The organism is Acetobacterium sp. KB-1, assembly GCF_003260995.1.
GTDB lineage: Bacteria > Bacillota > Clostridia > Eubacteriales > Eubacteriaceae > Acetobacterium > Acetobacterium carbinolicum.
In genome coordinates, this window is sequence record NZ_CP030040.1 from 2,946,755 (window position 1) to 2,971,701 (window position 24,947).

The 24,947-nt window shown below is 43.6% G+C and carries 26 protein-coding genes and 1 riboswitch; of the genes, 22 read left to right on the plus strand and 4 right to left on the minus strand.

Annotated features, from left to right (window positions below; translation table 11 throughout):
* The 16 genes from DOZ58_RS13645 (at position 1) to DOZ58_RS13720 (ending at position 16,437) form a co-directional block, all read left to right on the plus strand.
* Positions 1 to 945: an ABC transporter ATP-binding protein gene (locus tag DOZ58_RS13645; protein ID WP_111888791.1), complete on the plus strand. Its 945-nt coding sequence runs from the start codon at positions 1 to 3 to the stop codon at positions 943 to 945.
* Positions 935 to 1,870, plus strand: a complete 936-nt coding sequence (locus DOZ58_RS13650) for an ABC transporter ATP-binding protein (RefSeq protein WP_111888792.1) — start codon at positions 935 to 937, stop codon at positions 1,868 to 1,870. Before DOZ58_RS13645 ends, DOZ58_RS13650 begins: the two co-directional genes overlap by 11 nt.
* Before the next feature lie 111 nt (positions 1,871 to 1,981).
* Positions 1,982 to 3,520 (plus strand): ABC transporter substrate-binding protein, encoded by a 1,539-nt coding sequence (locus tag DOZ58_RS13655; protein WP_204355409.1) that lies wholly within the window; start codon positions 1,982 to 1,984, stop codon positions 3,518 to 3,520.
* A 19-nt stretch (positions 3,521 to 3,539) separates the two neighbouring features.
* Positions 3,540 to 4,043 carry a flavodoxin family protein gene (locus tag DOZ58_RS13660; RefSeq protein WP_111888793.1) on the plus strand — a complete coding sequence of 168 codons (504 nt, stop codon included), beginning with the start codon at positions 3,540 to 3,542 and terminating at the stop codon, positions 4,041 to 4,043.
* A 76-nt stretch (positions 4,044 to 4,119) separates the two neighbouring features.
* Positions 4,120 to 5,727 (plus strand): ABC transporter substrate-binding protein, encoded by a 1,608-nt coding sequence (locus tag DOZ58_RS13665; RefSeq protein WP_111888794.1) that lies wholly within the window; start codon positions 4,120 to 4,122, stop codon positions 5,725 to 5,727.
* Positions 5,728 to 5,803: 76 nt separating this feature from the next.
* Entirely contained in the window at positions 5,804 to 6,808 is a 1,005-nt protein-coding gene (locus tag DOZ58_RS13670) for an ABC transporter permease (RefSeq protein ID WP_111888795.1), read from the plus strand.
* The gene (locus DOZ58_RS13675; protein ID WP_111888796.1) at positions 6,808 to 7,680 is read left to right on the plus strand and encodes an ABC transporter permease; all 873 of its coding nucleotides are present in this window, start codon (positions 6,808 to 6,810) and stop codon (positions 7,678 to 7,680) included. Before DOZ58_RS13670 ends, DOZ58_RS13675 begins: the two co-directional genes overlap by 1 nt.
* An 81-nt stretch (positions 7,681 to 7,761) precedes the next feature.
* On the plus strand, positions 7,762 to 9,423 hold the full coding sequence (locus DOZ58_RS13680) for an ABC transporter ATP-binding protein (RefSeq protein ID WP_111889779.1): 1,662 nt from the start codon (positions 7,762 to 7,764) through the stop codon (positions 9,421 to 9,423).
* 46 nt (positions 9,424 to 9,469) lie between these two features.
* Positions 9,470 to 10,336: a methyltransferase domain-containing protein gene (locus tag DOZ58_RS13685; protein ID WP_111888797.1), complete on the plus strand. Its 867-nt coding sequence runs from the start codon at positions 9,470 to 9,472 to the stop codon at positions 10,334 to 10,336.
* Positions 10,337 to 10,564: 228 nt separating this feature from the next.
* Entirely contained in the window at positions 10,565 to 10,780 is a 216-nt protein-coding gene (locus DOZ58_RS13690; protein ID WP_162624524.1) for a DUF5320 domain-containing protein, read from the plus strand.
* Positions 10,781 to 10,828: 48 nt separating this feature from the next.
* The gene (locus DOZ58_RS13695; RefSeq protein WP_111889780.1) at positions 10,829 to 11,650 is read left to right on the plus strand and encodes an MBL fold metallo-hydrolase; all 822 of its coding nucleotides are present in this window, start codon (positions 10,829 to 10,831) and stop codon (positions 11,648 to 11,650) included.
* Positions 11,651 to 11,673: 23 nt separating this feature from the next.
* Complete coding sequence (locus DOZ58_RS13700) at positions 11,674 to 12,168, plus strand: flavin reductase family protein (RefSeq protein WP_371414174.1); 495 nt, start codon at positions 11,674 to 11,676, stop codon at positions 12,166 to 12,168.
* Positions 12,169 to 12,326: 158 nt separating this feature from the next.
* A riboswitch (cobalamin riboswitch) is annotated at positions 12,327 to 12,505 on the plus strand.
* Positions 12,506 to 12,656: 151 nt separating this feature from the next.
* Positions 12,657 to 13,481, plus strand: coding sequence for a bifunctional 2-polyprenyl-6-hydroxyphenol methylase/3-demethylubiquinol 3-O-methyltransferase UbiG (locus tag DOZ58_RS13705; protein WP_111888800.1), 825 nt, complete (start codon positions 12,657 to 12,659; stop codon positions 13,479 to 13,481).
* A gap of 2 nt (positions 13,482 to 13,483) precedes the next feature.
* Positions 13,484 to 14,575, plus strand: coding sequence for an iron ABC transporter permease (locus tag DOZ58_RS13710; RefSeq protein WP_204355411.1), 1,092 nt, complete (start codon positions 13,484 to 13,486; stop codon positions 14,573 to 14,575).
* Entirely contained in the window at positions 14,572 to 15,324 is a 753-nt protein-coding gene (locus tag DOZ58_RS13715) for an ABC transporter ATP-binding protein (protein ID WP_111888801.1), read from the plus strand. Before DOZ58_RS13710 ends, DOZ58_RS13715 begins: the two co-directional genes overlap by 4 nt.
* Before the next feature lie 18 nt (positions 15,325 to 15,342).
* On the plus strand, positions 15,343 to 16,437 hold the full coding sequence (locus tag DOZ58_RS13720) for an iron ABC transporter substrate-binding protein (protein ID WP_111888802.1): 1,095 nt from the start codon (positions 15,343 to 15,345) through the stop codon (positions 16,435 to 16,437).
* A 196-nt stretch (positions 16,438 to 16,633) separates the two neighbouring features.
* Here the strand turns inward: DOZ58_RS13720 and DOZ58_RS13725 are convergent, their stop codons facing one another.
* Entirely contained in the window at positions 16,634 to 18,382 is a 1,749-nt protein-coding gene (locus DOZ58_RS13725; RefSeq protein ID WP_111887160.1) for an IS1182 family transposase, read from the minus strand.
* Positions 18,383 to 18,663: 281 nt separating this feature from the next.
* On the opposite strand from DOZ58_RS13725, the gene DOZ58_RS13730 reads away from it, so the two are divergent.
* The 5 genes from DOZ58_RS13730 to DOZ58_RS13750 all read left to right on the plus strand — a co-directional run bounded on the left by DOZ58_RS13730 (position 18,664) and on the right by DOZ58_RS13750 (position 22,078).
* Positions 18,664 to 19,083 carry a YjdF family protein gene (locus DOZ58_RS13730; protein ID WP_111888803.1) on the plus strand — a complete coding sequence of 140 codons (420 nt, stop codon included), beginning with the start codon at positions 18,664 to 18,666 and terminating at the stop codon, positions 19,081 to 19,083.
* A gap of 122 nt (positions 19,084 to 19,205) precedes the next feature.
* A complete protein-coding gene (gene trxA / locus DOZ58_RS13735; protein ID WP_111888804.1) occupies positions 19,206 to 19,517 on the plus strand; it encodes a thioredoxin in 312 nt (103 codons plus the stop codon).
* A 200-nt stretch (positions 19,518 to 19,717) separates the two neighbouring features.
* Positions 19,718 to 20,167 (plus strand): LytTR family DNA-binding domain-containing protein, encoded by a 450-nt coding sequence (locus DOZ58_RS13740; RefSeq protein ID WP_111888805.1) that lies wholly within the window; start codon positions 19,718 to 19,720, stop codon positions 20,165 to 20,167.
* The gene (locus DOZ58_RS13745; RefSeq protein ID WP_111888806.1) at positions 20,164 to 20,598 is read left to right on the plus strand and encodes a hypothetical protein; all 435 of its coding nucleotides are present in this window, start codon (positions 20,164 to 20,166) and stop codon (positions 20,596 to 20,598) included. Before DOZ58_RS13740 ends, DOZ58_RS13745 begins: the two co-directional genes overlap by 4 nt.
* Positions 20,585 to 22,078: a serine hydrolase gene (locus DOZ58_RS13750; protein WP_162624525.1), complete on the plus strand. Its 1,494-nt coding sequence runs from the start codon at positions 20,585 to 20,587 to the stop codon at positions 22,076 to 22,078. Before DOZ58_RS13745 ends, DOZ58_RS13750 begins: the two co-directional genes overlap by 14 nt.
* Before the next feature lie 71 nt (positions 22,079 to 22,149).
* Here the strand turns inward: DOZ58_RS13750 and DOZ58_RS13755 are convergent, their stop codons facing one another.
* The gene (locus DOZ58_RS13755; RefSeq protein WP_111888808.1) at positions 22,150 to 22,824 is read right to left on the minus strand and encodes a Crp/Fnr family transcriptional regulator; all 675 of its coding nucleotides are present in this window, start codon (positions 22,822 to 22,824) and stop codon (positions 22,150 to 22,152) included.
* Positions 22,825 to 22,936: 112 nt separating this feature from the next.
* Between DOZ58_RS13755 and eis the strand changes: the two genes are divergently transcribed.
* Positions 22,937 to 24,154, plus strand: coding sequence for an enhanced intracellular survival protein Eis (gene eis / locus DOZ58_RS13760; protein WP_111888809.1), 1,218 nt, complete (start codon positions 22,937 to 22,939; stop codon positions 24,152 to 24,154).
* A gap of 45 nt (positions 24,155 to 24,199) precedes the next feature.
* On the opposite strand, the gene DOZ58_RS13765 is transcribed toward eis, so the two are convergent.
* Together DOZ58_RS13765 and DOZ58_RS13770 are read right to left on the minus strand one after the other, a co-directional pair.
* Positions 24,200 to 24,364, minus strand: a complete 165-nt coding sequence (locus tag DOZ58_RS13765; protein WP_111888810.1) for a DUF6132 family protein — start codon at positions 24,362 to 24,364, stop codon at positions 24,200 to 24,202.
* Between the two features lie 9 nt (positions 24,365 to 24,373).
* Complete coding sequence (locus DOZ58_RS13770; RefSeq protein ID WP_111888811.1) at positions 24,374 to 24,940, minus strand: TlpA disulfide reductase family protein; 567 nt, start codon at positions 24,938 to 24,940, stop codon at positions 24,374 to 24,376.
* Positions 24,941 to 24,947 lie beyond the last annotated feature (7 nt).

Genomic DNA, 24,947 nt, shown 5'->3' on the forward strand with positions numbered 1-24,947 from the left:
ATGGAGTTGACATTACTGAGCATAAAAAATCTGAATACCGCATTTAAAACGCGAAATGGGGAAGTGCAGGCCTGTAAAAATATCGATCTGGACATTGAAGTGGGTCAAACCGTGGGAATTATAGGCGAAACCGGCTGTGGAAAATCGGTGCTGGGGATGTCGATCTTAAAGTTGTTGCCCTATAATGCCAGGGTCACCGGCGAAATCCGGTATCTGGAACAGAACTTGCTAACCTTATCGGATCAGGCGATGCGGGAAATTCGCGGCGGCGGCATTGGTCTTTTGCCCCAGAGTCCGTCAACTTCTCTGAATCCGGCGATGAAAATCGGCACACAGATCGAGGAAGGACTGGTTCTTCACCGAAAAATGGGTAAGCCGGCCGCCAAACAGAAAGCGGTGGACATGCTTACTTTTCTGGGGATTAAAAAAGCAAAAAAAGTCAGCGAACAATTTCCCCACCAGTTAAGTGGCGGAATGAAACAGCGGGCGTTGGCAGCCATCAGCATTACCGGAGAACCCCGGCTTCTGATTGCCGATGAGCCCACCAAAGGGTTGGATGCCATTGTCAAAACTCAGGTGGTTGAGCTGCTAAAGCAATTGAAAGCGGAAACAGGCGCCGCCTTACTTTTAATCACTCATGATCTGAAAGTGGCTGAATGTCTTTGTGATAAAATCGTGGTAATGTATTCGGGGGAAATCATTGAAATGGCAGCGACCCAAAAAATTCTTAAAAAGCCCGCACATCCGTATACCAAGGGGCTGTTACAGTCTTTGCCGGAGGCTGGAATGACGCCAATCCCCGGACAAAGCCCGAGTTTGAGTCAGGTGATTTCAGGTTGCCGCTTTTATGACCGCTGTGAAATCAGACAGGCAGCCTGCCAGCATCAAAGGGTACCCTTGAGCGTGGTAAACGGTTCTCAGGTAAGGTGTTTATATGCTGATTAGAGTAGAAAACCTATGCAAACATTACAAAACTGGAAACATGCATGCAAAACAGCAGTCGGTGCTTGAACAGCTGAACTTCTCGATTGCCCAGGGCCAAACCCTGGGGTTGATTGGTGAAAGTGGCTGTGGCAAGTCCACGCTGGCGAGAACCATGCTGGGACTGACACCGCCCTCCGGAGGAAAGATATTTTTAAATGAACAAGAAGTTTTAACCCAACGGGGAAGCTTGAAAAAAGAGTTTTGTGGGAAAATGCAGATTATTTTCCAACATCCGGAAAGCGCACTAAACCCGCGGATGAAGATTGCGCAGAGTCTGGCTGAGCCCCGGCGGATTCAGCAGCGGTACGCAAAAAACTTGGCTGCACAGGAGGACATGGACAGTCTTTTGAAACAGGTGGGTTTGAGTGAAGAGCATCTAAGCCGCTATCCCCATGAACTCAGTGGCGGACAAATTCAGCGGGTGGTGCTGGCGCGGATTCTATCACTCAATCCAGAATTTCTGGTGGCGGATGAACCCACCTCGATGCTGGATGTCTCGGTACAGGCCCAGGTGCTTCACATTTTAAAAGAAAATCAGAAAAAACATGGAATTGGGTTATTGTTTATCTCTCATGATCTGGAAGTCGTCCGATGGATGAGCGATCAGATTGCGGTGATGTACAAAGGCCAGATTGTAGAAATGGCCCCAGCCGCAGACTTGTATAACCATCCCCGACATCCCTACAGCCAGTTGCTGGTAGAATCATCACTAGCCCATCAGCCGGTTTGGGAGACAAAAAACACAGAACCACTGCGGCCGGAGGGGGGCAATGGCTGTCAGTTTTTTCAGCATTGTTGCCAATCTGAAGAAGCCTGCAAAAACAAACCGGCACTGCACGAAAAAGCACCTGGTCATACAGTAGCCTGCTGGAAAGCGTCGTTATAAACTGATGACAATGGTTAACGATTATCGTTGCCCGGAAGAAATGATAAAAAAGCAATCTTTTTCCGGCATAGAAAAATTAATAGATCGATCTAAAACCTGAGGAGGAGAAAAGTGAAAAGTAAAAAATTATATCTAGTAGCCATTATTTTGATGGGCATGTTCCTGGTTGGTGGATGCAGTGTGAATGGATCCACTGCCAGTAAAGATCAGATATTGGATGTGGCGATCGGAACGGATATTAATACTTGGGATATTACCAAATTCCCGGAAGGTGACGCCCGTTTTGTATGGTCCCAGATTTATGAAACCCTGGTACGATTGGATGCCGACTTGAATATGGTTCCCGGTTTGGCGGAATCTTGGGAATCCCAGGAGAATGGAAAAGTCTGGATCTTTAAATTACGGCAGGATGTCAAATTTCATGACGGTACCCCTTTGACTGCTGAAGCGGTGAAATATTCCTATGGGGATCGGGCCTATGTGACAATGGCTAAAACCCTGCAATTTGAAAACATCGAAGTAATCGATGATTATACCGTAAAGTTTACCTGTCCCAAACCCATGCCGTTGCCCACTTATATGACCCATATTGCCTGGCCGGTCGTCAGCCCTACCAGTGTCAGTGCAACGGGTGAGTTTATTAAACCCATTGGAACCGGACCCTTTAAGTATAATTCCTATACCAAGGGACAGGAAGTGGTTCTTGATAAGAATGAAGAGTACTGGGGAGATGAAGTAAAGCTCAGCCAGGTTATCTTTAAAATTATTCCGGATTCATCAACCCGGATTATGGCGCTGACCTCTGGCGATGTCGATATGAGCCTTAAAATTTCCGAAAGTGATGTTGCCCAGCTGGAAGCGGATAAGGATATCACCGTCAACCGCAAACTCAGTACCTTTACCGACTTTCTTCAGTTTAACACGGCCAAAGCACCGTTTGATGATGTCAGTGTTCGAAAAGCTGTCGCCAATGCCATCGATACCGAGGGAATCATTAAGAATGCGTTAAATGATGTGGGGGTGGCAGCTCAGGGAAGAGCCTATTCACCCGTTATGATGTTTTCGGCTAAAGATCTGCCGCTTTACAGCCAGAATCAGGCAACCGCCAAATCGTTATTGGCAGCCGCTGGCTGGAAAGACAACAATGGTGATAAAATTCTGGAAAAAGACGGACAGCCCTTAAAGGTTGTGCTGCTGGTTGGTCAGTCCTGGAGTCCGAGAGAGCTAAAAATTTCAGAAATTTGTCAGGCTCAGTTGAAAGAAATTGGTTTTGATGTGGAGGTGCAGCAGGTGGAAGCGGCGGCTTTTAGTGAAATTGAAAAAGCCGGGAATTTTGATATGCTGATGCGAACCGGTTATTATGTTTGGGGCCCTTATCCTCACCACGTTAAGGTCCATTTCTCAAAAAATTACGCCAGTCACTACAACAATCCAGCTTATGATCAACTGGTACAAGAAGGTGAAAGTACAACAGATGAAGCTAAAAAAGCCGAGATATACGGTAACTTGCAGAAAATGATATTGGAAGAGGTTCCTGCTTTTTACCTGCTGCATGAAGAAAAAATTGTGGCAACAAGAAATAACGTTCAGGGTTACGAGATCTCAGCGGAAGACCCCTGGCTTGAATTAAGAGGCGTTTACCTGAAGTAAGGAAGGATGAGGAGATCAAATGAAAATTACAATTCTATATTTTAGTAAAACCGGTAATACCGAAAAGGCAGCTAGCTATATCAAAGAGGGTCTGTTGACGGCGGGAGATTTCGAGATTCGGCCGATGAATTTAAATCAGCCGGAATCCGTCGACAGTCAATTTATTAACGACAGTGAAGCCTTGATCATGGGTACCCCCACCTATGTGGCCAATATGTGCTGGCAGTTTAAAAAATGGTTTGACGAGGATTGGTCGTGTCAGTTGGGTGGAAAACTGGGAGCGGCCTTTGCCACGGCCAACGCCATGCATGGGGGCGGTGATATTGCTCTGCAGTCGATGATCAGCCATATGCTGGTTAGAGGGATGCTGACCTATTCATCGGGTGCCGGCTGTGGACGTCCCTATATTCATCTGGGTCCGATTGGCATTGGCGTGAATAATGGTGTGGAAGAACGGAAAGATTTTTTTGAACTGTTCGGGAAACGGGTCGGCGAACAGGCGCTGCGACTGTTTGTTAAATAGCCAATCGTAAAAAGCTTATTGAGTAGGGCATGATTTGAGGGAATGCTTTACTTGAAATAAAAAAGAGGAGAGCGTTATGGTAAAAAATGGTTTAAAAAAAGGGTTGGCAGTGTTGCTGGCCGTGGTGATGTTGTCAATCTTGCCGGGCTGCAGCAGCAGTACGGCAAAGTCGGACAGTGAGGAAAAAAACAGTCTGGCTAATCAGAAACAGGTTGAAGTGATAAAGCTGTCCGGTGGGGATTGGGGTTATCCCACCCCTTACGGGATCTACCCCCGGGGACCGGGTTCCCGAAAGATGGCATTGATCTTTGATACCCTGTTGGCTACCGATGTCGATGGTAATCCGGGGGCCAAGCTGGCCACAGAATGGGAAAAAAGCGAGGATGGACTAACCTATACCTTTAAAATTCGTCCCGAAGTAAAATGGAACGACAGCCAAGCACTGACCGCTGAGGATGTGGCGTTTACGTATAATTATTTTAAAACCATTCCCCCGGTGAATACTCCAGATTTTTCAAAGGTTGCCAACATGGAAGCCGTGGATGTTCAGACGGTCAAGGTGACCTTAACGGAAGCCGATCCAAAGTTTTTAGCAAATATGACCAGCTTTTATATCATTCCCAAACATGTCTGGGAATCGGTAGCCGATCCGGTCAATTATCTGGATTCCAAGGCAGTGGTGGGAACTGGCCCATATAAATTGACGGAGTATAGTAAGGAGCATGGCACTTATCGGTATGTCATCAATGAAGCGTATTGGGGCAGCGAACCCAAGGCCAAAGAACTGCAGTTTATTCCGATCAGTGAAGAAATTCTCGCCTTTGAACAGGGAGATATTGACCGCATCAGTATTACCCCGGATGTAATGGAACGGTTCGAAAGCGATGATGAATATGAAATTATGCAATATGTCACTTCTTGGGCATATCGGTTGTATTACAATATGAATACTCAGCCGGAATTTGCCAATGTCACCTTCCGTCAGGCGGTGGCCAACGCGATTAATCGTGATCAGTTGGTTGAAAAAATCGAACGAGGTTCAGCAGTAGCCGGGAATCCCGGGGTTCTCCATCCAACGAGTAATAAACTTTATAACAGCGCGGTTGAACAATATGCCAACGATCCTAAAAAAGCTGAAGAGCTGCTGGACAGCATCGGCTTTAAAGATACGGATGGTGACAAGATCCGGGAAAATGCCAGTGGCGAAAAACTGAGTTTTACCCTGCTGGCCGATGAAGGCAGTACCCGAATTGCTGAATTGATTAAACAGGATTTGTCGTTGGTCGGCATTGACATTACCGTACAGACTACGGATTCTAAAACCCGCGATTCCCGTTTTGCAGCGGGAGATTTTGAGATGGTCATCAACGGCAGTGGCGGTGGAGAAGACTTGGGCGAAGTGACGAATGTTAAAAAATCAGCCAAGGCCACCTCGACCACGGCTGCAGTAGTTGGTTATCATAATCCCCAGGTGGATCAATTGTACACTGACCTTCAAAAAACAACGGATCCGGCTGAACAGCTTAAAATCAGTGGTGAACTTCAGGTACTGTTAGCCCAGGAACTACCAAAGCTGACCCTGTACTATAAGAACACCATCATGGTCCATCGTCCAGCGGTTTATGACGGCTGGAGTCCGGATACCTATCATAACGATTCTCGGACAAATTTTGTAGTAGAGTAGCAGGACAATAAATAATTGAAATGGCGGCAGATCGGAATGCTGTCTGTCATTTCTTTAAAAAAAAGGAGGCAGTAGAATGGGTCGAAACAAAGGACTGAAACTCCTTGAATATGCTTTGACAATCTGGATTATTATCACCCTTAATTTTCTTTTACCCCGGTTTCTTCCAGGCGATCCATTTCTGTTGCTCTCATCAGATAGCCCGGATAATGAGGAAATCATCATGACTCAGGAGCAGCAGGATTATTATAAGAGCTATTATGGACTGGACAAGAGCCTGGGTGAGCAATACGTTACTTATCTCGGACAATTGCTTCACGGTGATCTGGGATTTAGTATCTATTACAAGGTGCCAGTCAGTGAGCTGATTACGGGAAGATTGGGATGGACCATTTTTATCGTTATTTCGGCAATGGTGATCAGCACAGCAATCGGGGTGTTACTGGGGAGTATTTCAGCCTGGTATCGTGATCATTGGCTGGATAAAGCGCTTTATTTTCAGTTGATTCTGATTTCGGAGATTCCCGTTTTTCTGATTGGGCTGATGATACTAATTGTGTTTTCAGCCTGGCTGCGGCTGTTCCCTTTGTCTGGTGCGATGAGCCATTTTAAAGAATACAGCAGCTGGTGGGAACAGCTGGCAGATATTCTTAGCCACGCGTTCCTGCCAATACTGGTATTAGCAATTTCACAGTTGGGTGGGATGTATCTGCTTGTCAGAAACAGTATGACTACGGTTTTATCAAAAGATTATCTGATAACAGCCCGGGCAAAGGGGCTAACCGAGAAACGAGTTCTATTTCATCATGCCCTCAGAAATGCGTTACTACCAGTGATTACCCGAATATTTTTAAGTTTAGGTGGTTTGGTTGGTGGCGCCATTCTGGTAGAAAACGTCTTTGCCTATCCGGGTTTGGGACGGTTAATGCGAGAATGCATCCGGGTTCAGGATTACCAGGTAGTACAGGGGATTTTTCTGGTCGTAACCCTGCTGGTTTTATTGGCGAATTTTATCGCCGATCAGGTCTATAAACAGTTAGATCCCCGGGTTAAGGATGCCGGAAAGCTGCGGGAGGGGTGATGATGCCAAAAATATTAGAAACGTTTAACAAAGGCTGGAAAGTCATTAAAGATTTTTCCATTCAGGGGAAAATTAGTTTGTTCATTCTGATTCTCGTGATTTTTATGGCGGTGTTTGCCACTTGTTTGTCGCCCTATCCCTATAATTTCACCTCGGGAGATGCATTGATGCCACCCAGGAATGGACATATCATGGGAACCGATGATCTGGGCATTGATCTTTGGGCACAAATTTGTTATGGTGCCCGGGTAAGTCTGATTGTCGGCTTCGGGACAGCTTTGCTGGCGGCTATCGGGGGCGGCTTGATCGGGATTTTTTCAGGTTATGTGGGCGGTGTGCCGGACAAGATCATCATGCGGATGATTGATATTCTGATTGTAATTCCGGATTTCCCGTTAATGGTTTTATTGGCGGCGCTGCTGGGGCCGAGCCTTTTCAATGTGGTGATTGTATTGGCCTTGTTTGCCTGGGTAACGCCAGCCAGAATTGTGCGATCCCAGGTGCTGATGTTAAAAGAACAGACCTATATCAAAGCCGCTGAAACCTATGGGGCAGGAACCTGGTATCTGATTCAACGCCACTTTCTGCCAGCAGTTTTCCCGATTCTGACAGTCAACATTATCCGGCTGACCGGAAGAGCGATTATCTCAGAAGCTGGTTTGTCTTTTTTGGGGTTGGGAGATCCCACTTCAAAAAGCTGGGGACTGATCATTCACTATGCCACCAGCTTTAAGGGGATTTATTATACCAATTTCTGGAAATGGTGGCTGGTGTATCCCTGGCTGATTCTGACCATGGTGGTTATGTCTCTGGCTTTTTTAAGCCGGGAAATGGAAAATCTTCTGGATCCGCGGATTAAAATAAAGGTGTAAATCGAGTAAGGAGGAATTCTTTTGAGTAAGGATGGTCAATGTTTATTGGAACTGAAAAATTTTTCGGTTACGTATCATGGAATGGAACCATCGGTAAGAGCCGTTGACGACTTGAATATCCGACTGAATAAAAATGAAACGCTGGGAATTATCGGGGAATCGGGCTGTGGAAAAAGCTCTATGGCACTAGGGATAATGGGTTTACTGAGTCAGGCTGAGGTTTGCGGTGAAGTCATTTATAAAGGCGAGCAACTAGATGGGATGTCAGAAAATAATTTGCGACAGTATCGCTGGAAAGAGATGGCCCTGGTTTTTCAGAACTCACTGGAGATATTAAATCCGGTACTAACCATCGGGGAGCAGGTCGGCGAACCGATTAAAACCCATTGTCAGAAAAGCAGGACAGAGATTGATCAGCGGGTGAGAGAATTGCTTGAAAAAGTAGGTTTGGATCCGAAATGGCGACAGGCCTATCCTCATCAGTTATCCGGAGGGATGCGTCAACGGGTGTTGCTGGCCATGGCCTTATCGTGTGATCCGGAGCTGTTAATCGTTGATGAACCAACAACGGCGCTGGACGTGGTCAGCAAGAATGAAATACTGAGATTATTGCAAAAATTGCAGAAGGAACAGGGTTTTACGATGATCATTATTTCTCATGATCTGGGCGTGATTAAAAAGCTGACTACTCGTGTTTTAGCGATGTATTGTGGCCGCATCATTGAAAAAGGCTTGACCAGCGAGATGATTAAAAATCCCTTGCATTGTTATACCCGGGGGCTTTTGAATTCATCCCCCAATCTCTATAAATATAAAGATTTATGGGGAATTGAAGGTGAAGCCGGATCGGGAGTGGGAACAACGGGCTGTGCTTTTTACCCCCGCTGTTGCCAGCATGAAGAGTCCTGTCAGAAGGATAAGCCGAAATTGGAGTATGTGGCTTTGGAGCATATGGTGGCCTGTCACAAAGGCGGGATTGAGATCTTTCTCACGGCCAGTCAGATTCGTAAAACCCATCGGCTGAAAAACAGCGAAGTTCTGGCGGTTGACAATGTGAATATGGAAATTAAAAGCGGCGAAATCGTCGCATTGGTGGGAGAATCCGGATCAGGTAAATCCACATTGGCACAGGTTCTGGCGGGGATCTGGAAGGCCGATAGTGGCGAAGCTTATTTTCAGAAGAAGAAGCTGGAAGGCCATTGGGCAACAGCGATGATGGGTGGGATGCAAATTGTTTTTCAGGACCCCTTCTCAGCTACCAGTTATCGGCTGAAGGTCCTGGATGTAGTTAAAGAACCGCTGGATATTATGAAATGGGGATTAAGGGAAGAACGGGACGAGGCGGTAAAAAAAGCACTTGAGGCCGTTCAATTGCCCGTTTCAGATGAATTTTTAGAGCGGAACTGTCAGGCACTGAGTGGCGGACAACGGCAGCGTTTGGCCATTGCCAGAGCCTTAATAACAAAACCAAAGCTGCTGATTGCCGATGAGGTGACTTCAATGCTGGATCCATCCACCCAGGCCAGTTTACTGCGGGAACTTAAAGGTCTGCAGAATCGTCATGGTTTTGCGATGCTCTATATCACCCATGATCTTCATCTGGCCAGAAAGGTGGCTGATAAGGTCTATGTGATGTATCAGGGCCAAATTGTGGAACATGGAGTATCCGGTGATGTTTTTCGGAATCCGGAGCATGTTTATACTAAACAACTGCTCAAAGAATCATTCAGCGACCTGATATAAAAGTTTTTAATATGAACAAAATGATAAGAATAGAAAGGCAGAAATAATGGAAGAAATTTTAAAACTAAGAGAAGCAACTTATTGGGAAGCGGTTTGGGACAAGGCTAAGCTGTATGGCAAAAAACCGGGCAGTGATGGGCTTGCTCATAGTGTTGAGCTGTGGGAAAAACGGGCTGAAAAGTTTAAAAACAATGTGAAAGGCGGGCGGGGTAAAAAAAGAACCGGCGATGTGATCAACTGGTTTGAAAATCAGGGGCTATCCCTTGAAGGCATGACGATTCTGGATATTGGTGCCGGGCCGGGGGCTTTTTCCTGTGCGTTTGCAGAAAAGAAGGCTCGGGTAACCGCGCTGGAACCAACCCTGGGGATGTCGTCAACCATCCGAGAACGCATTGAAACAGAAGCAATCACAGGGTTGGAAGTTGTTCAAATGCCCTGGGAAGAAGTGGATGTAAAAAAGATGGGCTGGCAGGAGAATTTTGACATGGTATTTATTTCCATGTGCCCTGGGGTTCATAATGCCGAGCTGTTTAAAAAAGCGATGAGCTGTGCAAAAAAGTATGTTTATTATAGCGGTTGGGCGGGACGACGGGACAGCGAAGCCTTCAGTGAACTCTGGAAAGAACTTTATGGCGAAGAAATACCAATATGGCGCAGCGATATTATTTATAATCTGAACTGGCTTTATGCCCAGGGGTACAGTCTGGCTTTTGAAGTGCAACAGGATGTGCATCCGGAAGAATCCTCGGTTGAGGATGCTGTGGAAGAGCTGATGTCGCGATTGAGCTTTTTGGGTAAGGATACCACCGGATTGATAGAAAAGGTAGCGGCTTTTGTTAGTGAACGGGCTGAAGCGGGGGTTTTTAAGACAAATGCAGTCTCCCGTCGGGGGAAAATTTTAGTGAAGCTTTAGTGCCACAGGGGTTACTGATCATTGGGAAACGTAAAAATGTGGACCGAAAAAATGAAATAAACTAGAATAAACACAGCGCCGGGAATTTTTATTTCAGATGCTGTGTTTATTTGATTAACCGATCAACATTAAAATGATTCAAAATAATTATTGACATATGTTACTTATAAGATTTATAATAAATATTATAAGTAACATATACCAATAAGATATAAAGGAGTCCTTAAAATGCCAGGTAGAGATCGGACCGGACCGGATGGTCAGGGATCAAAAAGTGGAAAAGGATTGGGACGTTGCTCGGGAATTAACGCCAAACGCCGTGGAAAAGGTTGTGGCTGCGGTTGTCGCAGAAGTTCGAAAAGCAAATCGACGCATGAACCTGAGAATCTTGATGAACCAGGTCAAGCAACTGATCAGCAACGTAAAGAAATCGAAGGAAATTAATACGGAAGGGATGTTTCCAATTGAGCAAGAATGGAAACCGGTGAAGGCATGAAAATTGTAACATTAGCTGAAAACACATCGGTGTCTGAAGAATTCAAAAATGAACATGGATTGAGTTTATACATTGAAACCGAAACCCATAAATTGCTATTTGATGTGGGTGCCAGCGGTCTGTTTGCAGAAAATGCCAAAAAACTGGGGGTTGACCTTTGCGAAGTGGATACCCTGGTCATTAGTCATGGTCATTATGATCATGGTGGTGGTTTAGAAACATTTCTTAAGATCAATGATAAGGCCGCAATCTATATCAATGGTCAAGCCTTTGAAAATCATTATTCTAAAAGAGCAGACGGGGAGGCCTATATCGGTCTGGATCAGGAACTGTTTTCTAATCCGCGCTTTATCTTTTTGGCAGCGGATTTCGTCATCGATGATGCTTTGTGCATTTTTTCAAATGTTCAGGGAGAACGCTGTTGCTCTACGGCCAACGCTGACCTGCTGATGGAAAAAGATGGGCTACGGATGGCAGATGATTTTTGTCATGAACAGAACCTGATCATCCGGGAAAGAAATCAGGTCGTGCTGGTGGCAGGTTGTGCTCATAAGGGAGTCGTTAATATTCTTGATCATATGGCATCAAACTATGATATGCAGCCGACTGTTGTCATTGGGGGATTTCATCTTTATAATCGCACCCGAAAAAAACCGGAGGCAAAAGAATTGATTGAGGAAATTGGTAACGAACTCAAAAAAACTGCGATAATTTATTACACCTGCCATTGTACTGGGAAAGAGCCTTATCAAATCCTAAAAATGATGCTGGGAGAACAGGTTAATTATCTGGCAACCGGTAGCCGGGTTATTATTTAAAAATAAAAAAGAACAAGGAGAAAATGATGAACAAAGTAAAAGGAAATATGAAGTCGTGTTTAAATCCAGTGGCTAAGGTGTTGGTATCTTGTCGGGGATTAAATGGCGAAAACAATGCCCTGGCGGTGGGCTATTGCGGAAACTGCAGTTATGATCCGCCGATGGTCATGGTCGGGATTGTACCCTCACGGTATTCGTATCATCTGATTAAAGAGTCCGGCTGTTTTGTGGTGAATCTGGTTGATCAAGCCTATGAAGAAACCTTTAAATATTTGGGTAGCCACAGCAAACGCGATGAAGATAAGCTGGCGGTGATGAAGGTCAATTTAGAAGAAGCTAAATTTGTCAATGCTCCGATTCTTGCCGATTGCCCAGTTAATATTGAATGTAGCATTGTAGACTCAATTGTCACCGGTTCTCACGAAATGTTTGTCGGAAAAATTGAGTATGTCCACGCCGATTCAAAAATGGTCAGTGACGATGGCTGTATTGATTTTTCACAGATAAAATTCTTATAAACAGATCAGAATATAGAGTTTTGTGGTTGACATAAAAAAATTATAATGGTATTATGTCAAAAACGTGTTAGTGGTTTGTAACATAAAAACACAGACAACTTATTGAAAACGTTAGCCTAAAAAATTTTGGGCGTTGATTTTATCAAATGAGTTTAATTTAATAACTTATCATTCAAGGTGCCGATCATGAAGATCGGAGAATAGGGAAGCTTAGAAAGCACGGACCCACCACTGTGAACAGGGACGAATTCTTAAAAAACCACTGGGCTAAAGCCTGGGAAGGTGAGAATAGGATGAACTGTTAGTCAGGAGACCTGCCTTGATTTAAAAAATATGCCAGGGGATGATTGGCCGCATGATTTAGAATACCTTGAGATGGGAAGGGTTTCTTTTATTAATAAAAGAAGCTCTTTTTTTGTTTGCCCAGGGTAAGCGATTAAAGAAATTAAAAGCGTTTAAAATAATGAAAAAAGAAAAGAGGAGAAGCGATGACTTTTGAGGAAAAATGGGTTGACAACAAGAAAAAGACGGATCTAAATGAAACCCAGCAGTTTTGGGATGATCGGGCTTCGGAGTTTAATGAGATGGGAAAGAGGGAAATGGCTGATGATCCGGTGCTGTCGCTTTTAAAAAGCAAGGATGCTATTTTCCCGGGAGCGAGAGTACTGGATATCGGATGTGGTGCTGGGCGCTATTCCAAAGAATTCTTAAAAATGGGCTGTGAAGTAGTGGGGATTGATATTTCCCCTAATATGATTGATTTTACAAAGGAAAATGCTGCCAGTGTAAAGGCTGATTTTTTTACGTTTAAGGTTATGCCCTGGGAAAAGGCGGATCTGGCCGCAGAAGGATGGGAAGGCTATTTTGATCTCGTTTTTGCTTCTATGAGCCCAGCTATTAGCGGCCCCGAGGAATTAAAAAAAATGAATCAGGCCTCCAAAGGCTATTGTTTTATGAGCGGACACCTGATCAAAGAAGATAAAATTGGAAATGAACTACGAGTGGCACTGAATAAAGAAAACCGCACCGCTGACTACCGGAATACCTTATATTACGCCTTTAATATATTATGGGATATGGGCTTTTTTCCGGAGTTTCGACATAGTGAGAATCAACAGACAAAGATTTGGGAGCTGGAAAAAGCAACCAATTATTATGCCCATATGTTAAGGGCTACCGATGAAGAGACAAAACAGACGATTCGGGATTATCTTAAGAATAAAAGCAAAGACGGACAGATTGAAGATATAAACTATTCCAAAAACGGTCAATTGCTGTGGTCTGTTCTGTCTGCTCAAATAGACGGGAGATAAAGATGCTAAAAAAACCAAGTGCCGTGATTGAGGTGGAGGGCGACAGCCTGGAATTATACCAGAAATTCACGGGCAAAAAAACCGTGTTGATTCTCATTCTTTGCGCTTTGTTGCTGGTGGTAGCCATTTTTGCCATGAATAGTGGGGCCATGGAATTGGATCCCACCGACATTGTCAAAACCCTGATGAGCATTGGTACCGAAATCTCTAGTGTAGTAGTATGGCGGATTCGTCTGCCCCGAGTTTTGGCCGCGGTTATTGCCGGTGCAGGTTTGGCAGTGGCCGGATGTGTGATGCAAAATAATTTAAGAAATCCGTTAGCATCGCCTTCTACCTTGGGGATTTCCAGTGCAGCTGCCTTTGGTGCCAATATCGCTATTATTGTATTGGGGGCTGGGACGGTGCAAAGCTCGGCAGCGCAGCCGATTATTGTCAACAATCCTTATCTGGTAACGATTTTTGCCTTTGCTTTTTCCATGGGAGCGACCATGATAATTTTGCTGCTGTCCCGAATGCGCAGTTTTTCGCCGGAGTCTATTGTTCTGGCAGGGGTGGCACTGAGCTCTCTTTTTGGAGCAGGCACCACCTTGATTCAGTATTTTGCTGAATCAGTGCAGATTGCTGCCGCTATCTTCTGGACCTTTGGGGACCTGGGTCGGGCTGGCTGGACAGAGGTTTATATTTTGGCTGCGGTGGTGGGTCTTGCGATGATCTACTTTATGATGAAGCGTTGGGATTATAATGCACTGGACAATGGTGCCGATGCCGCTAAGAGTTTGGGGGTCAATGTCGAGCAAACCCGATTTGGCGGGATGCTGGTATCATCGATGATTACCGCAGTGACGGTATCATTTCTTGGTGTGATTGGGTTTATCGGTTTGGTGGCACCACAGATGGTCAGGCGGATAATCGGCGGGGATCATCGCTTTCTGATTCCCATTTCTGCCTTAATGGGGGCGCTTTTGTTGCTGGTCTCGGATACCTTTGCCCGAACGATTATTTCCCCCATTATATTGCCAGTGGGAGCAGTGACATCATTTTTAGGGGCACCCCTGTTTTTGTATCTCTTACTTAAAGGAGGTAAACGTCGTTGAATTTACAAGTTGAAGGATTGGCTTTTGATTATCCTTGCCAAAACGTCTTAAAAGGGATCTCTTTTTCCATGAAGCGCGGGGAATGTTTGGCGATACTGGGAACAAATGGCGCCGGGAAATCGACTTTGCTTAAGTGTATTAACAAAATCTTGAAGCCCCAGGGCGGGAGTGTCTTAATTGATCAGGAAAATATTAAAGCGTTTAAGCAGAGTGAGCTGGCCCAGAGAGTGGCTTATGTTTCTCAGAGTAATCAAAGTACAACCACGACAGTTTTTGATTCGATTCTGATTGGTAGAAAACCTTATATCAAATGGGATGTGGGGAAGAATGATTTAAATATTGTCAATGAGACCATCAAGATGTTAAATTTGGAAAAATTTGCATTAAAAAATGTCGATGAGTTAAGCGGCGGCGAATATCAGAAGGTGTTAATTGGTCGGGCATTAGCCCAGGAAACTGATGTGCTAATGCTGGATGAGCCAACGAGCAGCTTGGATCTAAAAAATCAATTGGAGGTGCTTCAATTGATCAAAGAAATTGCCTACCTTAAAAATATCACGGCGGTGGTAACTATTCATGATCTGAATCTGGCATTACGCTTTGCCGATCAGTATATTTTACTAAAAGACGGTGTTATCCATGCTGCCGGTGGGAAGGAGGTTATTACCGAAGCAAATATAAAAGAAGTATATGGGGTAGACGTAACGGTTGAGCAAGTCAACAATCGTTCGGTTGTGGTTCCAATATAAAAGAAGCGAGGAGAAGCGATGAAAAGAAAACGAATATTAGCTCTGGTGTTGTCGGCGGTGTTGATTTTAATGATGGCGGGCTGTTCTACCGAAGGGGGGACAACGGCAGATGAAATGATCACGGTTACCGATACCTTGGGTCGGACTGTCGAATTAGCAGGACCAGCGGAAAAAATTGTGGCAACCGGAGTTGGGGCCTTACGTTTATATACCTATGTTGGTGATGTAAAAAAAATTGTCGGAATTGAAGGCATTGATCAAAAGTCGTCAGTGGGCAAACCTTATGTTATTGCCAACCCCAGTTTTACCAGCCTGACCACAATTGGGGCTGGTGGTCCGAATAGTACTCTCGATCCGGAACAGATTCTTAAGGTTGAGCCGGATGTTATCTTTACAACCCTGGCCACCGATACTGCGGCAGCAGATGAACTTCAAAACAAAACGGGTATTCCGGTAATTGCTTTGAGCAGTGGTTCTTCGGGATTGTTTGATGATACTCTTTATCAGTCGTTGGCAGTTATTGGCCAGGTTATGGGGACCGACGAAAGAGCAACGGAAGTGGTTGATTTTGTAAAAGGTTATGAAGCTGATTTAAAAAAGCGAACAGAAGGGATCGATGATGGTGCAAAGGTAACCTCCTATGTTGGGGCATTGGGATCTAAAGGCGCCCAGGGAATTGAAAGTACCCGAGCTTTGTATCCGCCTTTTGTGGCTGTTGGTGCAATAAACGTTGTGGATCAGACGGGAAAAACCGGTAGTATGATGATTGATAAAGAACAATTGCTGCAATGGAATCCCAACAAGATATTCATCGATTTTGACGGGATTGAAAAAGTGAAAGCGGATATGTCGACAAATCCGGAATATTATCAAAGTCTCAGCGCTTTTAAAAACAATGATGTTGAGATGATTCTACCTTATATTTTATATGGAACAAATGTTGAAGTCGCCATTGCTGATGCTTATTCAATTGGAAAGGTGCTCTATCCAGATCAGTTCAAGGATGTCGAGCCTGGTGATATTATGGATGAAGTGTCAATGGAATTATTAGGTGCCAAGGTTTATGACCAGATGGTTAAAGATTATGGTGCTTATGGAAAATTGCCAAAGTAAATGATTGTCAAAAATGGCCGGAATGGGGCTGTCGGGAAATGACGATTTTAGCCCCTGATTAAAAAATTTAACGAAACCCGCATGATAAAATGGGATAGGCTTATCCGGAATCATGCGGGTTATTGTTTTTTGCAGAATTGTTTTTATTTTGAGGCAGCACAAAAAGAAAGTCTGACTTTTTGAGTTAAACTTTTTTCTAGGCGGCGTTCTGTTTCTTTTTACCAACGAATTTCTCAATCTCCCGATGGATAAAACGATGATATTTATTAAGATTACGTCCAAAAACGTACAGCTGAAATTCCTTTTCAACTTTTTCACGGGAGCGGTAGTTGAAGCGCCTGAAGTTATTATTTTCCTTGATATCACCAAAATGACCTTCGGTCTGAATGGAACGGATCTGTCGATTAATGATGCCTTTTTCAGAACGAATATTTTCATCCGATTGGGCCTTGAGGTCCTCCCATTTCTGATTAACCTTCATCACTTTATTTTTATCCGTATCCTTTATCGGGTCGTAGCGATAGAAGCACTCCGCTTTAAAATGGCATCCGCTGCAGTCGTCACAGGCGTAGACCTCAAATTTTCGTTCATACCCTTTTGTTATTCCGGTTTCTGTCCGGATATGGGACAAGAGCCGTCCATCGTGACAGCGGTAACAGCGGAGACCACCATGCATTATCACGGACATATTGTAATGCTTCCCGATATCGTTATTCCAGGCTTTTGTTTTCATTTTTTCATGAGCCTGCAGCTTGATGTAACTGCTGATATGATTTTCTTTCAGAAAATCAAGATTTTTTTCGCTGCTGTAGCCACTGTCTGCCGTCACTTCTTCCGGATAGCATCCGAAAGCCTTCCGGTGTCTGTCAAGAACCGGAATCATGGTATCATAATCAGTACGATCATTGCTTATATAGCTGTGGATAATAAAGTAATTCTCCACGGCGATCTGGACATTATAAGCCGGTTTGAGCTGTCCGTTTCGCATATGGTCGTCTTTCATTCGCATGAAGGTTGCCTCGAAATCTGTTTTTGAATAGCTGTTGCGATCAGCGCCCATGATTTCAAAATGGTTTTTGTATTTCATCAGGCGTTCGCCGCAGCTTTCAATGGCTTCGTAAAGTTTCTGAAGCTCGGATTTCCGTTGTCCCTTCAAAACGGTAAACAAAATGTCTTCACCTTTTGCGATCGTGGTCAGATTTGTCTGTAGCTTCAGCAGTTCAAGGGGTGAGCAGTTTTCAATGGTGATGATGGCCTTGTTCGGAACTTTCTTTTCCCCGTGAAGTTTACGGTTACGGTTTTTTTCAATGACAGTTTTTACCCGCTCAATGCCTTCGATCACCAGCATCTCTTCTTTGCAAAAACCATATTTGTCGCCATATCCGCCGGATTTGAGCAATGCATTATAGGACGCATACAGTGTTTTGATCTGATCCAGAAGATTGGCCAGATGATAGTTGATGCTTCCCCGCCAGACAAAGGTATAACGGTTGGCATTCGCTTCAATCTTTGTGCCGTCAATAAAAAGGGCTTTCAGGGACACCAATCCTTCTTTCTGCAGTCGACGCATGAACTGACAATGCAGCCCGGAAAGGATCTCACCAGTCAGACGGTATTTTATGAACTCATAAAATACATCCCGTCCTGGTTTAAGACCACCCGTCAGCCAGATGAAGGCAATATCGCGTCGACATAATTCTACGATCCGGTCAATTGCCTTAACACCCCGCATGTTGGCATAAACCAGCACTGCGAACAGCATAATCGGATTGTATCCTTTTCTTCCCTGATGTGAATATTTTTCCAGCAGGCTGGCATAGTTCAAGTCCTCCATAACTTTTTTCAGGGTAAAGACGGGATCGTCGGATGGCAAACCGATCTGATACAGATTGAAATTTATTTTTTGTTGTCCTTTTTCGAAAAATTCTGTATAATAAGTATTCATGTGTAGTTACATTATATTCTGTATATGTAACGGAGGGAAGATGGTTTTTTTAACCGTCTTTTTTCTTTGCCAAAAAATCAAAAGGGAGTCTGATGTTGTCCATCAAACTCCCTTTTTAGCTGAGGCCATTTCCCGACAGCCCCATTCCGGCCATCGTGTTATAATAACATCATAAGATAAAAACACAGTTCTGGTTGGTAGTCCAGACGCGGTTGATACCGTCAGTAACCTGCCTCCTAAGGTTGTCCGTTCTTTGTCACACATTCTAGGAGGAACTCGATATGGACAAAGTAACAGTTAAATTGACGGTTTTTTTTGACGCCCCCTTTTGGGTTGGCGTCTTTGAAAGCACAGATGGTGATAGGCTAAAAGTTGCCAAGGTAACCTTCGGCTCAGAACCCAAAGATGGGGAAATCTATGATTTTCTGCTTAAAAATTACGACCAGCTTCAATTTAGCCAGCCGATTACGGATGAAAAAACGCTGGAAAAACGGATCAATCCCAAACGGATGAGGCGGAATATTAATCGGCAAATGGCAACAAAAAGCATTGGTACCAAGGCTCAGCAGGCTTTAAAAGAAGAACAGGAAAACAAAAAGATGGCCCGGAAAGCGTTTAATCGGCAGAAAACAGAAGCAGAACGAAAACAACAATTTGAACTACGGCAGGAAAAGAAAAAGAAGAAACATCGGGGACATTAATCAGGCCCGTGCAGAGCTAAAATAGTTAAAGAATACGCGTGAGTTTGTGATTAAGTTACGGATAAGTAGTTGAAAATGGTTATAATAAAGGTAAATACATTAACGATTAAGGAGATAAAGATATGAGTGCAGTAACAATTACAAAAGACAATTTTCAGCAAGAGGTAATTAATTCAGATAAACCGGTATTACTCGACTTTTGGGCACCCTGGTGTGGTCCCTGTAAAATGGTGACTCCCATTATTGATGAAATTGCTGATGAGGTGTTCACTTTAAAGGTCGGAAAAATAAATGTCGATGAACAACAGGAACTGGCCGCTGAATTTAAGGTCATGAGCATCCCCACCTTGGCAGTTATCAAAGGCGGTGTGGTGGTGAAAAAATCCGTGGGAGCAAAATCTAAAGCAGATATTCTAGATTTAGTAGCTGAATAGCAATAAAAAAAGAGCAGTCACAAAAAAGTGATTGCTCTTTTTTTATTGCAGCAAGATCGGAACGGCAATGCTATTGGACAGAATTATAAAGATTGAGCGTGGCTTGTCTGCCATTTGATAGCAAAAAATCGTAACTTAGATCATCGTTACTTGATTTGTTGATAAAATAAGCTATGATAAATGAGAAAGGAGGAGGTTAAGTGAAAATAAAATTGACCCAACAGAAAGAACGAGACGAAATAGAGGTTGAAATAAAATATAGTGAGATGAATAGTGTGGTTAATCATCTGGTGAAGCGACTGGAAAATGCCAATTACAGTATCTGTGGAGATGAGAATGGTCGGCGCTATAAAATTGCTGTTGACGAAGTTTGTTATATTGAAAGTGTTGATCGAAAAACCTTTATCTATTCGACCAACCAGGTTTTTCGAACTGAAAAAAAGCTTTATCAATTGCTGGAGGAATTGAAATATCACGATTTTGTACAGATTAGCAGATCAGTTATTGTAAACATCAACGTGCTTGAAAGCATGAAAATGCTGGCGAACAGTAGAATTCAGGTAACCTTGCAAAATGGCGAAAAATTAAATGCTTCCAGGACATATATTCCTTATATTAAAAAAGCATTTAGTCGGGAGGAAGAAAGTTGAAGAATTTTATCAAACAGTGTCTTTTAATTTTTTCACTGATTATCATTATGGCGTTTTTTGTTCCGGCGCTGGTATCTAACAAATGGGATGATTTCATTGTTATTCTGGAATTCTTACTGGTCACGGTGGTCGCGCGTTTAGGCCTGTTACTGATAAACAAATACCTCAATGGACATCGCTATGTAGAAATCGGCTTGGAACTGGTGATGCTGCTAACCGTTGTATTTGCCTTTGGATGGGTGTTTAAATGGTACACACTGGAATATATATGGATTATCCCGGCAATGGTCATTCCTGCTTATCTCATTGGAAATGTATTGGATATTATTAAAATGAGACAGGATGTGGCCTACATCAATCAACAAATTCAGTTTAGAAAAAAACGTCTAAACGTTAAAACAGACAGGAATGAAGAAGATGAAGCGAAATAAATACGGTTGCTTAAATTTTTGGGTTGCTTTATGCCTGATATTTTTTTTAATGCCCGGCAGTGTTATGGCCCAAAACGGTAACAAAGTGCAGCAGCAAGAAGATATAAACAAACTGGTAACAGCGGTGCTGGAAAAATCGAGGATTCCCAGTGCTGCCATTACCGTGATTCGCGGGACCGAAATAGATTACTTGTCGGAAGGGTTTATGGATTACAGCGGCAGTATAAAAACAAATGAGCAGTCCTTATTTTTATTGGGATCAACTACAAAAGCCTTTACCGCTTTGGCAATTCTGCTATTGGAAGATCAGGGGAAACTATCGCTAAGTGATCCGGTTAGCCACTACATTCCATGGTTTACGGCTACCTATCAGGGTGAAACAATCGCACCGGAAGACTTGACCATTGCGGACTGTCTGTATCAGACCAGTGGCTATACCAATGATGAAAGAAAATATCCCAGCCCAACAGTGGAGATGACCTTAGCGGAAAATATTCGTAATTTGAGTAATCGTGAATTGGCACTAGCACCGGGACAGCAGTTTTCTTATGCCAATACAAACTATAACTTACTGGGCCTGATTATTGAAGTTGTATCCAAACAGGATTATCAGCGTTTTATGAAGGAACAGATTTTACAGCCGATGGGGTTAACGCAGACTGACTGTTATTCGAACCAGATCAAAGAGAATAATGCATTGGTTCCTGGAACCAAGCTATATTTTGGAAATGCCACTCTATTTGAGACCCCGGCAATAAAAGGCCTTGTTCCGGGCGGATATTTGATATCAAACAGTATTGATATGGGGCGGTGGCTTCAAATACAAATGGGGATCATTGAAATATCACCGCAGTTTACCAGAATCATAAAAAAGTCCCACATGGCCAATCCCGCCAGCATTGTCGATGAAAATACTTTCTATGCCGGGGGCTGGTTTATTGATGCGTTTAACGAAGTCATCTATCACTCGGGTGGGACGCCGAATTATTCGGCGAAAATCACGATGAAACCGAGTGATGGGATCGGGGTATGTGTACTGACAAATCTAAACGCGTCAGCCAACACAAACGATTTGGCTGATAATATCCTGCTGATGCTTGAAGATAAAGAAACCACTCCGTATCAGCATGATATCTGGTATTTAATCGATGTTATTTTTTCGACGGTTACATTTGTTAGTATACTACTGACGGGGGTGTTAATGGCAAAGCTTTTAATAATCAACACTCAGATAAAAAATAACTACCGGAGAAAAACCCTGATCAATCGCAAAAGGTCTTTATGGATTATCATGGCGGGGCTGTGGTTAATAATCTCTGCTGCAATTATTATTATCCTACCGGTTATTTTTAAGAGTGATTGGCTGTTAATGAGGCTTTGGGCGCCAGTTAGTCTCTATTGTGGGGTCGTGATGCTGAGTATTTTTTCGCTGTTGTTATTTAGCACAGCTTTGATTAGCGCGAAATACCCCAAAGGATAAATTAAACCATGCTCTGGTCGGGCCGGCTGCTAATGAGATCATTGTCACTTCGCGGCAAACAGGGCAGTCGGTTAAATAATTCGCTTCAATTGAACCTTATCAATCACTTCAATTTTACCCCGGGACAGGTTTACATAGCCTTCGTTCTCAAAGTATTTAAGCATTCGGGAAACCACTTCCCGGGCGGAACCCACATACTTGGCAATTTGCTCATGGGTCATATTAACCGTGTTCGAACCGGTTCGGGTCACCTCATCGAGTAGGAAGATGGTCAGACGTTTATCAAAACTCATAAAAAGAATTTGTTGCATCGCCCACATCACATCCGAAAAACGATCGATCATGGATTTATATGAAAAATTTTCGGCGTAGATATTTTCGTTGCAGATCTGAGAAAAGACAGAGGACTTTAGCAAGAGCACGTCACAATCTGCTTCGACATCAATATGAACATCAAAGGTAATATTATCCAGGATACAAGAAGCTGATAAGATGCAGACCTCATCAGTGCCCAGTCGATAAAGGGTGATATCCCGGCCATCTTCTGATAGAATATAGGTACGTAATTCGCCGCTTTTGATCAGCAGTATTCCGACGCAGTCATTTTCGCCACGATGAATATTATCACCCCGTTTATAGCTTACCGGCATGGCATTTTCCAAAAACATGGTTTTCTGATTTGGATTTAAATGATCCCAAAAGGTCAGGATCGTCTTAAGAAATGTAATATCGGATTCTTTTAGCATTTTAATACCTCGTCTCACAATTTAAATTCTAGTATAGCACAGTTATTTTTATTCTACTTTAAAAAATAGGGTATAAAGTGGTATGATAAAGCATCGATATAAGGAGATTTTTATGAACAAAGAGATAAGAAAAAATCTGGAACTAAAACGGCTGGAAGCCAAAGACTTTACTCAGTTTAATAATATTCTGAGGTATGCTTTTCAGGTGACGGATGAACAATTGTTAAAAGTGGGTTGGAAGCACGATGAAATTAAGCGGTCAAAATTTCCGATTCTGGAAAAAGCGGAGGTGATCGGCTGGTTTGAGGATGGACGGTTGGCGGCACAGATCGCCGTTTATCCACTTCAAGTCAATATTAGTGGCAGTATTTATGAGATGGGGTATATTACCGGAGTCGCGACCTATCCGGAATATATGGGGCTGGGACTGATGTCCGGGCTCATGAAAAAGAGCCTGGAAACCATGTATGAACGCAATCAGTGCATTTCTTTTTTATTCCCTTATTCGCATCCGCTCTATCGTCACAAGGGTTGGGAGGTCGTATCCGATAAGATGACCTTTCATATCCGCGATCATCAGTTACCCCGCGATATTGATGTACCGGGACGGGTGAAACGGGTGAAGGAGAACAGTCCGGATCTTATTGCCCTTCACGACGCCTTTGCCAGAAAAACCCATGGCTGTCTGATTCGTAATGAACTGGTCTGGGAGGAATACTGGCGCTGGGATGTCGAAGATGTTACGGTGGCCATTTATTACGGCGTCGATGATCGGCCGCTGGGTTATCTGGTTTATCTGATTGAAAATGATGTGTTTCGCGTCAAAGAGATGGTTTATCTCAATCAGGAAGCCAGAAAAGGGCTATGGGGCTATATTGCCGCCCACGAATCGATGATTAACGAGGTGATTGGCAGTAATTATAACAATCACACGATATCGTTTCTATTTGGAGATAGTGACATGAAAGAAACGATTCGTCCCTATATTATGGCTCGAATCGTTGATTTTGAGGGGTTTATCAGTCAATACCATTTTGCCAACACGGACCTGAATGAGGCCATTACCTTTGATATTGTTGATCCGGTGCTGGAGTGGAACAATCGCAGCTTTACCATCTCGTTTACAAAGGGAAATGACCCGGTTCTGGTTGATTTACCGTCAGAGAATCGGATCAAATTAGAAATCGGCATTTTAACGTGTATGTTACTTGGTTATAAACGACCCACCTATCTTCAGCAGATTGAACGGATTGAAGCCAGCAAAAAAACAGTTTCTCTTCTGGAGACCATTATCGCCAATGAAAAGGTATATTTCTCGGACTATATTTAAGGCAAAAAGAAAAACGGTTGATTAGCAATCGTTTTTCTTTTTTTTCTACAATGAGGAACTGATCATAAAACCAAGAATGGCTCCATAAATGGCAGTTCGATGGGGCTTGGCAGTAATGGGACAAGTGCCGCTTTGACAGCCTACCAGTTTGTAGTAGAGGAGTCCCAAAGCGCCGCCCACAAGGGTTCCGATTATCATTTTAATATACATCGCATGCTCCTAATTTTTTATTGATTCAATGCCGGAAAGTAAGGTGGCTTCATCAATGGCGCCACGATAGCCGCTGACAATTTTACCGTCGGGGCTAATAAATAAGGTGGTGGGGAGCGTTGAGACGCCATAGGCAATGCTGGCTTCCAATTCGGTATCAAAATAAATGGGGAAGTCAAAGCCCTGATCGGTGATGTACATAAGGCCCTTTTCTTTTGTTTCCCGCTGCCCGTCCACCTGATTGATCATCAGAAAGACCACTGCATCTTTTTGATTTTGATAGACCGTATTAAAGTGGGGCATCTCGCTTTTACAGGGTGGACACCAGGATGCCCAAAAATTGAGGACCACCGGTTTTCCGGCAAAATCAGACAGTTTAACCGGGTTGCCATCCTGATCAAACACCGTGAAATCAGGGGCTGCCTGGAGCTCATCGGCCTGAGAGGAACCGGTGTTATTTGATGCCGGATCTTGCGGATTGAAGGTTTTTGACAAGATCGTGTACCCCCAATAAACGATGATTAAAAAAGCGGCAAAGACGACAATACCGATTATTGTTTTTGTTTGTTTAGTCATAATGTAC